The organism is Fulvimonas soli (assembly GCF_003148905.1).
Taxonomy (GTDB): Bacteria; Pseudomonadota; Gammaproteobacteria; order Xanthomonadales; family Rhodanobacteraceae; genus Fulvimonas; species Fulvimonas soli.
Genome location: NZ_QGHC01000007.1, coordinates 231,480 through 245,236 on the forward strand (window position 1 = coordinate 231,480; position 13,757 = coordinate 245,236).

Annotated in this window: 7 protein-coding genes; all 7 read left to right on the top strand. The window is 71.9% G+C overall.

Features of this window, described 5'->3' with window-relative positions; all coding sequences use genetic code 11:
- Positions 1–126: 126 nt before the first annotated feature.
- The 7 genes from putA (at position 127) to C7456_RS11060 (ending at position 13,686) form a co-directional block, all read left to right on the top strand.
- Positions 127–3,282 carry a bifunctional proline dehydrogenase/L-glutamate gamma-semialdehyde dehydrogenase PutA gene (gene putA, locus C7456_RS11030; protein ID WP_109723801.1) on the top strand — a complete coding sequence of 1,052 codons (3,156 nt, stop codon included), beginning with the start codon at positions 127–129 and terminating at the stop codon, positions 3,280–3,282.
- A 361-nt stretch (positions 3,283–3,643) separates the two neighbouring features.
- Entirely contained in the window at positions 3,644–4,690 is a 1,047-nt protein-coding gene (locus tag C7456_RS11035; protein ID WP_109723802.1) for an AraC family transcriptional regulator, read from the top strand.
- Between the two features lie 209 nt (positions 4,691–4,899).
- Positions 4,900–7,011, top strand: a complete 2,112-nt coding sequence (locus tag C7456_RS11040; RefSeq protein ID WP_109723803.1) for a TonB-dependent siderophore receptor — start codon at positions 4,900–4,902, stop codon at positions 7,009–7,011.
- Positions 7,012–7,256: 245 nt separating this feature from the next.
- Positions 7,257–8,492 carry a parallel beta-helix domain-containing protein gene (locus C7456_RS11045; protein WP_109723804.1) on the top strand — a complete coding sequence of 412 codons (1,236 nt, stop codon included), beginning with the start codon at positions 7,257–7,259 and terminating at the stop codon, positions 8,490–8,492.
- 14 nt (positions 8,493–8,506) lie between these two features.
- The gene (locus tag C7456_RS11050; RefSeq protein ID WP_109723805.1) at positions 8,507–9,649 is read left to right on the top strand and encodes an SO2930 family diheme c-type cytochrome; all 1,143 of its coding nucleotides are present in this window, start codon (positions 8,507–8,509) and stop codon (positions 9,647–9,649) included.
- A gap of 61 nt (positions 9,650–9,710) precedes the next feature.
- The gene (locus C7456_RS11055) at positions 9,711–12,182 is read left to right on the top strand and encodes a TonB-dependent receptor (protein ID WP_109723806.1); all 2,472 of its coding nucleotides are present in this window, start codon (positions 9,711–9,713) and stop codon (positions 12,180–12,182) included.
- 97 nt (positions 12,183–12,279) lie between these two features.
- On the top strand, positions 12,280–13,686 hold the full coding sequence (locus tag C7456_RS11060) for a coniferyl aldehyde dehydrogenase (protein WP_109723807.1): 1,407 nt from the start codon (positions 12,280–12,282) through the stop codon (positions 13,684–13,686).
- Positions 13,687–13,757 lie beyond the last annotated feature (71 nt).

The window sequence follows — 13,757 nt, forward strand, 5'->3', positions numbered from 1 at the left end:
GGCTTGCGCGGCGCCCCGCGCGGCCCCGCGCGGGACGCCTGCGGCGGCGCGTACGGATGCGTGCGGGCGACGCCGGAGCGTACAATCGCGCGCTTTCCCCATCCCGCGATCCCGCCGGTTTTCCCCGTGAGCCAACCCATCCTCAGCCCCGAACTTCCCGCCGGCGCGTCGCCCGCGCGCGCGCGCATCACCGCCGCGTGGCTGCGCGACGAGACCGAGGCGGTCAACGACCTGCTCGCCCAGGCCACGCTGCCGCCGGCCGAGCGCGAGCAGGTGATCGACGTCGCCGCCGGCCTGGTCACGCGCGTGCGCGCCCGCGCCAAGGACCAGAGCGCGGTCGAGTCCTTCATGCGCCAGTACGACCTCTCCAGCGAGGAAGGCGTGCTGCTGATGTGCGTGGCCGAGGCGCTGCTGCGCATCCCCGACAAGGCCACCGCGGACAAGCTGATCCGCGACAAGCTGGGCGACGCCGACTGGAAGAAACACTTGGGTCAAAGCGAGTCGCTGTTCGTCAACGCCAGCACCTGGGGCCTGATGCTCACCGGCAAGCTGGTCAACCTGGCCGAGGAGACCCGCCGCGACTTCACCGGCGCGCTGCGCCGCCTGGTCGGCCGCGCCGGCGAGCCGGCGATCCGCCTGGCGGTGCGCCAGGCCATGCGCATCATGGGCCACCAGTTCGTGATGGGGCAGACCATCGACGAGGCGCTGGACCGCTGCGCGAAGAAGGAATACGCGATGTACCGCTATTCCTACGACATGCTCGGCGAGTCCGCGCTCACCGCCGAGACGGCCGAGCGCTACCAGGAGGACTACCGCCGCGCGATCGCCCGCATCGGCGCGCGCGGGCCGTTCGCCAACCACACCGACGCGCCGTCGATCTCGGTGAAGCTCTCCGCGCTGCACCCGCGCTACGAGGTGGCCAGGCGCGGGCAGGCGCGCCGCCAGCTCACCGAGAAGCTGCTGGAGCTGTCGCAGCTGGCGATGAAGCAGGGCATCGCGCTCTCCGTGGACGCCGAGGAGGCCGACCGCCTGGAGCTCTCGCTGGACATCATCGGCGAGGTGTTCGCGCATCCCTCGCTGGAGGGCTGGAACGGCCTCGGCATCGTGGTGCAGGCCTACTCCAAGCGCACCCCGTTCGTGATCGACTGGCTGATCGAGACCGCGCGCGCCAGCGGCCGCCGCTGGTACGTGCGCCTGGTCAAGGGCGCCTACTGGGACGCCGAGATCAAGCGCGCGCAGGAGCAGGGCCTGGCCGGCTACCCGCTGTACACGCGCAAGCCCAACACCGACGTGTCGTACCTGGCCTGCGCGCACAAGCTGTTCGACGCCGGCAGCGAGCTGATCTACCCGCAGTTCGCCACCCACAACGCGCACACCATCGCCGCCGTGCACCACATCGCGCGCGGCCGGCCGTTCGAGTTCCAGCGCCTGCACGGCATGGGCACCGACCTGTACGCCGAGGTGATCGGCCCGGACAAGTTGAACGTGCCCTGCCGCGTCTACGCGCCGGTGGGCACGCACGAGGACCTGCTGCCCTACCTGGTGCGCCGCCTGCTGGAGAACGGCGCCAACACCAGCTTCGTCAACCGCGTGGTGGACGAGTCGCTGCCGGTGCGCGAGCTGGTGGCCGACCCGTGCGAGACGGTGCGCGGCTTCGCCTCGATCCCGCACCCGCGCATCCCGCTGCCGGTGAATCTCTATGGTGAACTTCGGAAGAACTCCATGGGCGTGAACTTCTCCAACGACAACGAACTGAAGGTCCTCGCCGAGGCCGTCAACGCGCAGGCCGGCCCGTGGACCGCCGGGCCGCTGGTGCCCGGCGGCCAGGGCAACGGCCCGGCCGTGCAGGTGACCAACCCGGCCGACCGCCGCCAGGTCGTCGGCAGCTACGTCAGCGCCGACGCCGCGCTGGTGGACCGGGCGCTGGCCAACGCGGTCGCCGCGCAGCCGGACTGGGACCGCCTGCCCGCCGCCAGCCGCGCCGCCATCCTGGAGCACGCCGCCGAGCAGCTGGAGGCGCGCCGCGGCGAGTTCATCGCGCTGTGCGTGCGCGAGGCCGGCAAGACCCTGCCCGACGCCATCGCCGAGATCCGCGAGGCCGCCGACTTCCTGCGCTACTACGCGACGATGGCGCGTCGCCTGTTCGGCCATCCGGAGCAGCTGCCCGGCCCCACCGGCGAGAGCAACCAGCTCTACTTGAACGGCCGCGGCGTGTTCGTCTGCATCAGCCCGTGGAACTTCCCGCTGGCGATCTTCCTGGGCCAGGTCTCGGCGGCGCTGGCCGCCGGCAACGGCGTGATCGCCAAGCCGGCCGAGCAGACCAGCCTGATCGGCCACGCCGCGGTGAAGCTGCTGCACGAGGCCGGCGTGCCGGCCGCGGTGCTGCAATACCTGCCGGGCGACGGCGCGGTGGTCGGCGCGGCGCTGACCCGCGACCCGCGCGTGGCCGGCGTGGCCTTCACCGGCTCCACCGAGACCGCCTGGGCGATCAACCGCGCGCTGGCCGCGCGCAACGCGCCGATCGCCGCGCTGATCGCCGAGACCGGCGGCCAGAACGCGATGATCGCCGACTCCTCCGCGCTGCCCGAGCAGGTCGTCAAGGACGTGATCGCCTCCGCCTTCCAGTCCGCCGGCCAGCGCTGCTCGGCCGCGCGCGTGCTGTTCGTGCAGGAGGACATCGCCGACAAGGTGGTCGGCATGCTGGCCGGCGCGATGGCCGAGCTGAAGGTGGGCGACCCCGGCCAGCTGTCCACCGACGTCGGCCCGGTGATCGACGAGGACGCGCGCAAGATCCTCGCCGAGCACGCCGCGCGCATGGACAAGGAGGCGAAGAGGATCGCCGAGGTGCCGCTCGACCCCGCGGCCACCGCGCACGGCACCTTCTTCGCCCCGCGCGCCTACGAGATTCCCTCGCTCGCCACGCTGACCCGCGAGGTGTTCGGCCCGGTGCTGCACGTGATCCGCTGGAAGGGCGAGGACCTGCCCAAGGTGATCGAGCAGATCAACGCCACCGGCTACGGCCTGACGCTGGGCGTGCACAGCCGCATCGACGACACCGTGGAATACATCCGCAGCCACGCGCGCGTGGGCAACTGCTACGTCAACCGCAACCAGATCGGCGCGGTGGTCGGCGTGCAGCCGTTCGGCGGCGAGGGCCTGTCCGGCACCGGCCCGAAGGCGGGCGGCCCGCACTACCTGCTGCGCTTCGCCGGCGAGCGCACGCTCACCATCAACACCACCGCCGCCGGCGGCAACGCCTCGCTGCTGACCATCGGCGAGTGAGGGGCGGCGCGCCGGCACGGTTCGCGCAGCCGGCGAATCCCCGAGGTGTTTTTTCGCGGCCGCAGGCCGCTCCCACGGGCTCGCGGCAGCCTGGGTGGGAGCGGCCTCCGGCCGCGATGGTCCGCCGCCGAAACCGCCCGGAAGCATCGCCGCCCGCATGGCACCGGCGGCCAGCGCCGGGCCCGCTACGTCCGCCCCCAGCGACACGGCCGGCGTGTTTTTCGCGGCCGGAGGCCGCTCCCACAGGCCCGCGGATGCCACGGCAGGTTGTGCGCCGCGCAAACGGCGCCGGGGCGCGCGTGCTAAAAAAGCGGGCAGCCGGCATCCGCCGGCCGCGACCGCCGCCGCCATCGCCCTCGCCATGCTCCGCACCGTCCCGTCCGCCTCCCGCGACCCGCGCTACACCGCGGCGGAGATCCCGCCGAACGTGCTGGTCTACCTGACCGAGCTGGCGACGGCGCGCGGCGTGCCCTGCGAGGGCTGGTTCGCCGGGCTGGGACTGCAGCGCGGCCAGCTCAGCGACCCCTCGCTGCGCGTGTCCTACCGCCAGGCCAGCACGGTGATCCGCCGCGCGCTGCGCAGCTTCGGCGCGGGCGACATCGGCCTGGTGGTGGGCCGCAACGAGACGCTGGGCAGCTTCGGCCTGCTCGGCCTGGCGATGATGACCTCGCGCACCTTCGGCGAGGCGATGCGCGTGGGCATCGAGCACCACAAGGTCTGCGGCGCGCTGCTCGAGGTCGGCTTCGAGGCGCTGGACGAGCACGAGGTGGCGCTGGTGGCCTGGCCGCGCTTCAGCGACCCGGAGCTGCTGCCGTTCCTGTGCGAGGAGCTGTTCGCCAGCTCGCTGGCGATCGCGCGCCAGCTGCTCGGCCCGGCCTTCCGGCCCGGCGGCGTCGAGCTGAGCTATCCCGCGCCCGCCCACGCGGCGGCCTACCGCGAGGTGTTCGGCTGCGAGCCGCGCTTCGGCGCCGCCTGCAACCGCGTGCGGGTGGACGCGGCCTGGCTGGCGCGCGAGCTGCCCGGCTACAACCCGCTCACCGCGCGCCAGGCGCTGGCGCTGTGCAAGCAGCAGAACAGCCGCGACGGCGCCAGCCAGGAGATCGTGGCGGCGGTGGAGCGCCTGCTGCGCAGCCGCCTGCGCCAGCCGCCGACGATCGGCGACGTGGCGCGCACGCTCAACCTGAGCGAACGCTCGCTGCGCCGGCGGCTGGCCGAGAGCGGGCGCATCTTCCGCGAGATCCACGACCGCGTGCGCGCCGAGCGCGCGCTGCAGCTGCTGCACGACGGCACGCTCAGCGTGGCCGAGATCGGCCGCGAGATCGGCTTCAGCGATCCGCGCGAGTTCCGCCGCGCCTTCAAGCGCTGGACCGGGATGCCCCCGCGCAGCGCCCGCCGCCACGCGGCCTGATCCTTCCTCCCCCCGTACCCGCCGCACCGGCGGCCGCCGCGCGGCGGCAGGCCGGCGCCGCGCCCTGCGGCGAACCGCCGCGCGTGGAAGCCCCCCACCGGCCGGCACGGCACTTGAGTTAAAAATAAGAATCATTATTATCTTGTCGCTCGCCCGTGGCCGCGCCTGGCCAGCAGGGGCATCCATTTCCGCAGGGACCCAGTTACCCCATGTCCACCCGCCTTCCCCGCAGCGCCCTCCTGGCGGCGCTCACGCTCGCCCTCGCCGGCACCGCCCACGCCGCCGGCCAGACCGACGCCGGCACCGCGCCGCCCAGGGCCGGCGCGCGCCAGGACGACCCGCACGGTGCCACGCTCGAAGCGGTGAACGTCGTCTACTCGACCACCAAGACGGAAACGCCGGCGGTGGAGATCCCGCAGTCGGTCAGCACGGTCACGCCCGACCGCATGCAGCTGCACGGCGTGCAGGGCCTGGACGAGGCGGTGCGCTACCTGGCCGGCGCGGTGGGCGGCAGCTACGGCGCCGATCCGCGCAGCGACTGGATCCTGGTCCGCGGCTACGACCCGGCCAAGTTCCTCGACGGCCTGGCGCTGCCCAACGGCGACTGGACCGCCGACTCGCGCATCGAGCCCTACGGCCTGGAGCGCGTGGAGGTGAACAAGGGGCCATCCTCGGCGATGTACGGCCAGCTGCCGCCCGGCGGCATGATCGGGATGACCAGCAAGCGCCCCAGCCTGGAGGCGCCGCACGAGGTCGTGGCCACGGTGGGCAGCTTCGACCAGAAGCAGCTGGCCGGCGACACCGGCGGCCAGCTCGACGACGCCGGCCACTGGCTGTGGCGCGTGGTGGCGCTGGCGCGCCAGGGCGATTCCAACATCAGGCACTCGCAGGACGACCGCTACTACCTCGCGCCCAGCCTGACCTGGCAGCCGGACGAGGACACCTCGTTCACCCTGCTGCCGCGCTACCAGCGCACGCTGTCCGACGGCGTGGGCGGCTTCCTGCCCGCGCAGGGCACGCTGTATCCCAACCCCAACGGCCGCATCCCGCGCGACGTGAACCCGGGCGAGCCGGGCTACGACTACTACCACAAGACCGACGAGTCGATCGGCTACGCCTTCACCCACCGCTTCGACGACGTGTGGTCGTTCCGCCAGGACCTGCGCCTGCAGAACGCCAAGGTGGACCACCGCTCGATCGGCAGCCTCGGCCTGCAGGACGACCTGCGCACGCTCAACCGCTACAACTACCCGCTGGTGGACCACGCGAACGTGTTCGCCGTGGACAACCAGGTCGAGGCCAGGCTCGACCAGGGCAGCCTGCGGCACGACGTGCTGGTGGGCGTGGACTACCTGCACAGCCGCAACGACTACAAGTCGGGCTTCGGCGCGGCCGCGCCGATCGACATCTTCGACCCGGTGTACGGCGCGCCGATCCCGCCGGCGCCGTACACCTTCCACACCAACAGCCTGCTCGAACAGCTGGGCGCCTACGTGCAGGACCAGGTCATCCTCGGCAAGTGGGGCATCGTCGCCAGCGGCCGCCAGGACTGGGTCAGCAACGACGTGAAGGACCTGATCGCCGGCACGCGCCGCAAGCAGGACGACAACGCCTTCTCCGGCCGCCTGGGCGTCAACTACGCCACCGACCTCGGCCTGGTGCCGTACCTCGCCTACTCGCACTCGTTCAAGACCACGGTGGGCCAGACCTTCGACGGCCGCGCCTACAAGCCGATCACCGGCGACCAGTACGAGGCGGGCGTGAAGTACCAGACGCCCGGCGGGCGCTCGCTGATCACGGCGGCGGTGTACCGGCTCACCCAGAAGAACGCGCTGACGGTCGATCCCGACCACATCTTCTTCTCGCTGCAGCAGGGCCAGACGCGCACGCGCGGCGCCGAGCTGGAGGCGGACGTCGCGGTGACCGACCACCTCGACGTGACCGCGGCCTACGCCTACACCGACGCCAAGGTCACCCGCGCCAACGACGCCACGCTGGGCAAGCAGGTGGCGCTGGTGCCCCGGCGGCAGGCCTCGCTGTCGGCCGACTACGCCGTGCACGAAGGCGCGCCGGCCGGCCTCGGCTTCGGCGGCGGCGTGCGCTACGTCGGCCCGCACTACGGCGACGCGAACAACCAGTTCCGCACCGGCGGCTACGTGCTCTACGACGCCAACGCGCACTACGACGTGGATCGCTGGCGCTTCCAGGTCACCGCCGCCAACCTGTTCGACCGCGCATACGTCACCGCCTGCAACAGCGCCATGTGGTGCTACTACGGCTACCCGCGCGAGATCACCGTGTCGGCGCGCTACCGCTGGTGAGCGGCCGCCGCGCCCCGGACCGATCCACCGGTCCGGGGCATCCCGCCTCACGGCGCGCCGCCGGCAGGCCGCCAGGCGGCCTTGCCCCGCCGGCGCGGCGCGGAAAGGCCCGCCCGCATTCAAACGCTCGTCACACTGGCCGATTACCCCCCCTTGCGGCGCCGCTTCGACCCTCCCCTCCGCCCCGGCATTCCGTGACAGTTGCAGCGTCACGCCGACATCCGCTACCGGGGAGGTAAGCGACCATGCGCAGGACCCTTCCGTTGCTCGCCTTGCCGCTGGCGCTGGCCGCCTGCAACCGCGCGGCGCCGCCGGCGCAGAGCGGCGCCGACACCGCGTTCGAGGCCAGGCTGCAGGAACAGCTGCTGGACGCCAGACCCGGCAGCGTGATCGAGATTCCCGCCGGCCACTACCACCTGCAGCGCGGCCTCAGCCTGCGCACCGACGGCGTCACCATCAGGGGCGCCGGCATGGACAAGACCGTGCTGTCGTTCAAGGGCCAGGTGGTCGGCCCCGAGGGCCTGCTGGTCAACGCCAACGACTTCACCATCGAGAACCTCGCCCTGGAGGACACCAAGGGCGACGCGCTGAAGATCAACCAGGGCCGCAACGTCACCATCCGCGGCGTGCGGGTGGAGTGGACCGACGGCCCCAGGACCACCAACGGCGCCTACGGCCTGTACCCGGTGAAGACGCAGAACGTGCTGATCGAGGACTCGGTGGTGATCGGCGCCTCCGACGCCGGCATCTACGTCGGCCAGTCGCAGAACATCGTGGTGCGGCGCAACCGCGCCGAGCAGAACGTGGCCGGCATCGAGGTCGAGAACTCGATCGGCGCCGACGTCTACGCGAACACCGCGACCAAGAACACCGGCGGCATCCTGGTGTTCAACATGCCCAACCTGTCGCAGGCCGGGCACGCCACCCGCGTGTTCGGGAACAAGGTGTTCGACAACAACACCGGCAACTTCGCCGCCAAGGGCGCGGCGGTGGCCAGCGTGCCGGCCGGCTCCGGCGTGGTGGTGAACTCCAACGACAAGGTGGAGATCTTCGACAACGACATCGCCGACAACCAGACGGCGAACATCATCATCTCCAGCTACTTCTCCACCAACTACTACAACACCCGCGGCGTGGCGGCCGACTACAACCCGTACCCGAAGGGCATCTACGTGTACGGCAACCGCCTCAAGGGCGGCGGCGACTCGCCCGACGGGCTCAAGCTCAAGACCCTCAAGGCCGCGGTGTACGGCCTCACCGGCCGCTTCCCCGACGTGCTGTGGGACGGCTACGTGGACGAGAAGTCGCTGGTGAACGGCCTGCCGCCGCCGGCGGACCGCATCTGCCTGAAGGACGTCAACGGCGTGATCGACGCCGACGGCCCGCACGGCTACAAGAACCCGAGCACCGATCTCAAGCCGTTCCAGTGCGACCTGCCCAAGCTGCCGCCGGTGGTGCTCGATCCGGCGCCGAAGGCGTGAGGAGGCTCGCCCGGATGAGCAAAGGCTGGACGCGCGCGGCCGCGCTGCTCGCCCTGCTGCTGGCCGGCTGCCAGCGCGGCATGCCGCCGGTGGCCTTCCACGCCGAGGGCCGCCCGCCGAGGCTCAGCGACTGGCACGTGGTGGAGGCGCGCGGCGGCAGGCTGGTGCTGAACCGGGGCGTGGTGCCCTACGACCTCAACACGCCGCTGTTCACCGACTACGCGCACAAGCTGCGCACGATCTGGATGCCCAGGGGCGTCTCCGCCAGGTACGACCCGGACGACACCTTCGACTTCCCGGTCGGCACCATCATCAGCAAGACCTTCTACTACCCGCGCGCCGCCGACGGCACCTTCACCCACGTCGCGCGCACCTACGACAGCTCGAAGGACTTCGCCGGCGAGGGGCTGGACCTGTCGCGCGTGCACCTGGTCGAGACGCGCCTGCTGGTGCGCCGCGCGGACGGCTGGACCGCGCTGCCCTACGTGTGGAACGACGCGCAGACCGAGGCGACCCTGCAGCGTACCGGCGCGGTGGAGCCGCTCACCCTGGTCGCCGACGACGGCAGCCGCGAGGACTTCAACTACGTGGTGCCCGACGAGAGCCAGTGCGCCAGCTGCCACGCGCAGGACTGGATCAGCCGCAAGGTGCACCCGATCGGCCCCAAGGCGCGCCACGTCAACAAGGACTACGCCTACGCCGGCGGCGTCGAGAACCAGCTCGCGCACCTGGCCAAGCTCGGCTACCTGAGCGGCGCGCCGGCGCCCGCGCAGGCGCCGCGCGACGCCGACTGGAGCGACCCGAAGGCGCCGCTGGACGCGCGCGCGCGCGCCTACCTGGACATCAACTGCGGCCACTGCCACAACGCGCACGGCGCGGCCAACACCACCGGCCTCACGCTGGACTGGCGCACGCCGGAAGACCGCCACCTGGGCCTCTGCAAGCCGCCCACCGCGGCCGGCCAGGGCACCGGCGACCACCTGTTCGACATCGTGCCGGGGCTGCCGGATGAATCGATCCTGCCGTTCCGGATGGCCTCGAAGGAGCCCGGCGTGATGATGCCGGAACTGGGCCGCAGTACCGTGCACCGCGAAGGCGTGGCACTGATCAAGGCATGGATCGCGGCGCAGTCGGGGAGCTGCGTGGCGATCCACTGACAGGCTCGACAACGCGGCGCGGCCTTCGCCGCCGCGCCGACCGATGCAAGGGGAGCTCGGCATGCACATGCGTCAACGACCACTCGCGACCACCCTGCGCCGCCTGCTCGCCGGCGGCGCCCTGCTGCTGTGCGCGCCGCTGGCGGCGCAGGACGCGCCGCAGGAAAGCGCCGCGCCGCCCGGGGCCGACGCCGCCAAGGCCACCCAGCTCGGCAACATCACGGTGACCGCGCAGAGCCGCTCGCAGGAGATGCAGTCGGTGCCCATCCCGCTGCAGATCGTCACCGCCCGGCAGGTCGACACGCTGGCCGCCACCGACCTGTCGAAGATGAGCCTGTTCGTGCCCGGCCTGGTGGTCGGCGGCGACCAGCCGACCCAGCCCAGCTACCAGATGCGCGGCATCAGCACCGACGACTTCGGCGTCGGCACCGAGTCGGCGGTGGGCGTGTACATCGATGGCGTCTACGCCGCGCGCTCGGGCGGCGCGCTGCTGGCCTTCAACGACATCGCGCGCATCGAGGTGCTGAAGGGCCCGCAGGGCACGCTGTTCGGCCGCAACGCGGCGGCCGGCGCCATCTCCATCGTCACCAACGAGCCCACCGACAGGCTGGAGGGCAAGGCGCGGCTGCGCTTCGGCAACTACGGCCGGCGCTACGGCGACGCGCTGCTCAACGTGCCGCTCAACAAGGACATGGCGCTGCGCGTGAGCGTGCTGGACAACCAGAGCGACGGCTGGGCGAAGGACGCCGCCACCGGCCAGCACTACGGCAAGGACGACGACTGGGGCAGCCGCGTGTCCTGGCGCTGGAACGTCACGCCGGACACCCGCGTGCTGCTGTCGTGGGACCACGAGGAGCTCAAGCAGCCGCCGCATCCGGCGTTCGGGCTGATCCCGGCGTCGGCCTACGTGGCGCGGCCCGGCTCCGGGGTGATGGTGCCGCCGTTCCCGGCCGATCCCTCCACCTATCTCAACCCGCTGCACGCCCCGCTCTACAACGACGCGGTGGGCGCCGCCGAGACGCGCCGCTTCGACGGCGCCACGCTCAACATCGACCACGGCTTCGACTGGGGCAGCCTCACCTCGATCACCGCCTGGCGCGGCTTCGACACGCTCAACCTCGGCGACTACGACGGCACCGACAACCTCGACACCTACCTCGACACCGCCAACGTCGAGCACAACAACAGCTGGTACCAGGAGTTCAAGCTGGCCGGCAACACCGCGCTGATCGACTGGGTGGCGGGCGTCAGCTGGTACAGCGAGCAGGCGCGCCAGACCAGCCAGACCAACGTCTACACCGACAGCATCGACACCCTGGCGACCAACGTGCAGGGCGCGGCCTACACCGACACCTTCGCCTTCTACCAGTCGGTATTGCAGACCCTCGGCGCGCCGTGGAACCAGTACCCGCTGCTCGGCCTGCCGTGGGGCGAGCGCATCAACAACGTGGGCCGCTTCAAGGCCTATGCCGCCTACGGCGACGTGATCTGGCACCTCAGCGACCGCCTCGACCTCACCACCGGCGTGCGCTTCACCCGCGACCAGAAGGAATTCTCCTGGTTCAACCCGCCGCGCTCGGCGCCGCAGCTGGACGCCAGCATCGCCGGCCTGATGCCGCTGCTCGACGCCTTCGGCATCGACCCGTCGATTTTCCAGCAGAACATCATCTTCAACGCCGCCAGCGGCGCGCCGGTGGGCGTGCTGGTCACCAGCCACGACACCTGGAACAACGTCAGCCCGCGCGTGGTGCTGGACTACAAGTTCACCCCCGACGTGATGGGCTATGCCTCGGTCACCAAGGGCTACAAGGCCGGCGGCTACAACAGCGTGCAGATCGGCTCGCACTTCGCGCCGGAAAAGGTGACCAACTACGAGGCCGGCCTGAAGACCGTGTTCCCCGAGGCCAACCTGCTGCTCAACGGCTCGGTGTACTACTACCGCTACGACAACAAGCAGTCGCTCACGCTCGATCCGAACAGCACCGGCAACGGCATCCCGCGCTACCTGGTCAACAGCGCCGACCAGGAGGCCAAGGGCGTCGAGCTGGAGGCGCAGTGGCAGCCGCTCGACGGCCTGCGCCTGGGCGGCAACCTCGCCTGGATCGACGCCACCTACCGCGACTACGTGGCGCCGTCCGGCGCCGACCTGTCCGGCGAGCCGACCGGCGAGCCGTACCTCTCCTACGCCGCCAACCTGGCCTACACCTGGCACGGCGTGGCCGGCGGCGAGCTGGAGTTCGACCTCAACCACGCCTACCGCGGCAAGTCGCGCTGCAACCGCGATTCGCAGCTGCAGGGCACCTGCCAGGTCAGCCCCAACTTCGAGACCGGCGCCGCGCAGCAGCGTACCGACGCGCGGCTGGACTGGCGCGCGCCGGGCGACCACTGGGGCATCGCGCTCTACTGCAACAACGTGTTCAACAAGCGCTACGTCACCGGCGTGAGCAACATCACCGAGTCGGTGTTCGGCACGCCCTACGCCTCGATCACGCCGCCGCGCATGTGGGGCGTGGAGCTGCGCGCGAGGTTCTAGCGGGGCATGGCCGCGGCGCGGACGATGGCGTCCGTGCCGCGGCCATGCGCCAGCGCGTACGATTCAGGCCGTCGGCTTTCCATCGCAGGCCCTTTCCATGAGCGACACCGCATCCCCCCTCGGCGAACGGCTCGAACGCATGCGCGCCGCGCAGCGCGCCCAGCCGATGCCCGACTGGCCCGCGCGCCGCGCGCGCCTGCGCGCGCTGGAGGCGCTGCTGCTGCAGCACCGCGACGCGATCGGCGCGGCGATCGACGCCGACTTCGGCGGCCGCCCGCGCGAGGAGACCGACCTGCTGGAAATCTTCCCCGGCCTGTCGGCGGTGCGCCACGCCCTCGCCCACGGGCGGCGCTGGATGAAGCCGAGGCGCCGCCTCGCCGAGCTGCTGTTCCTGCCCGCGCGCACCGAGCTGCGCCCGCAGCCGCTGGGCGTGGTCGGCATCATCGTGCCGTGGAACTACCCGCTCTATCTCGCCGTCGGCCCGCTGGTGGACGCGCTGGCCGCCGGCAACCGCGCGATGGTGAAGATGAGCGAGTACACGCCGCGCTTCTCCGCGCTGTTCGCCGAGCTGGCGGCGCGGCACTTCCCCGGCGGCGAGGTGGACGTGGTGACCGGCGACGCCGACGTGGCGCAGGCGTTCTCCGCGCTGCCGTTCGACCACCTGCTGTTCACCGGCTCCACCGCGGTGGGCCGCCACGTGATGCGCGCCGCCGCGGCCAACCTCACCCCGGTGACGCTGGAGCTGGGCGGCAAGTCGCCGGCCATCGTCGGCCCCGGCGCGGACTTCGCGCGCGCGGTGGAGCGCATCGTGTTCGGCAAGCTGGTCAACGCGGGGCAGACCTGCATCGCGCCGGACTACGTGCTGCTGCCGCGCGGCCGCGTGGAGGAGTTCGTGCAGGCCGCGCGCGCCACCGCGGCGCGGATGTACCCGGACATCGCGCGCAACGGCCAGTACGCCAGCATCGTCTCCGAGCGCCAGCACGCGCGCCTGCGCGCGCTGCGCGACGAGGCGGTGGCGGCCGGCGCGCGCGCCGAGGCGCTGGGTGCCGAGGACCCGGCGCGGCGGCGGCTGCCGCCGACCCTGCTGCTCGGCGCCACCGACGCGATGCGGGTGATGCAGGAGGAGATCTTCGGCCCGCTGCTGCCGCTGCTGCCGTACGACACGCTGGACGAGGCGATCGCCTACGTCGCGGCGCGGCCGCACCCGCTGGCGCTGTACCTGTTCGAGCGCGACCGCGCGGCCATCGAGAAGGTGCTCTCGCTCACCGTGGCCGGCGGCGTCACCGTCAACGACACGCTCTACCACATCGCCCAGCACGGCCTGCCGTTCGGCGGCATCGGCCCGTCCGGCATGGGCGGCTACCACGGCGAGGCGGGCTTCCGCACCTTCTCGCACCTCAAGCCGGTGTTCCGCCAGGCCCGCCTCAACGGCGCCGGCCTGCTCAACCCGCCCTACGGCGCGCGCTTCCGCCGCATGCTGGCGCTGATGCTCAAGCGCGGCTGAAGCCGGCGGGGGCGGCTTCTCCAGCCAGGTATCGCGGCCGGAGGCCGCTCCCACCAGGCCAGCCGCGGGGG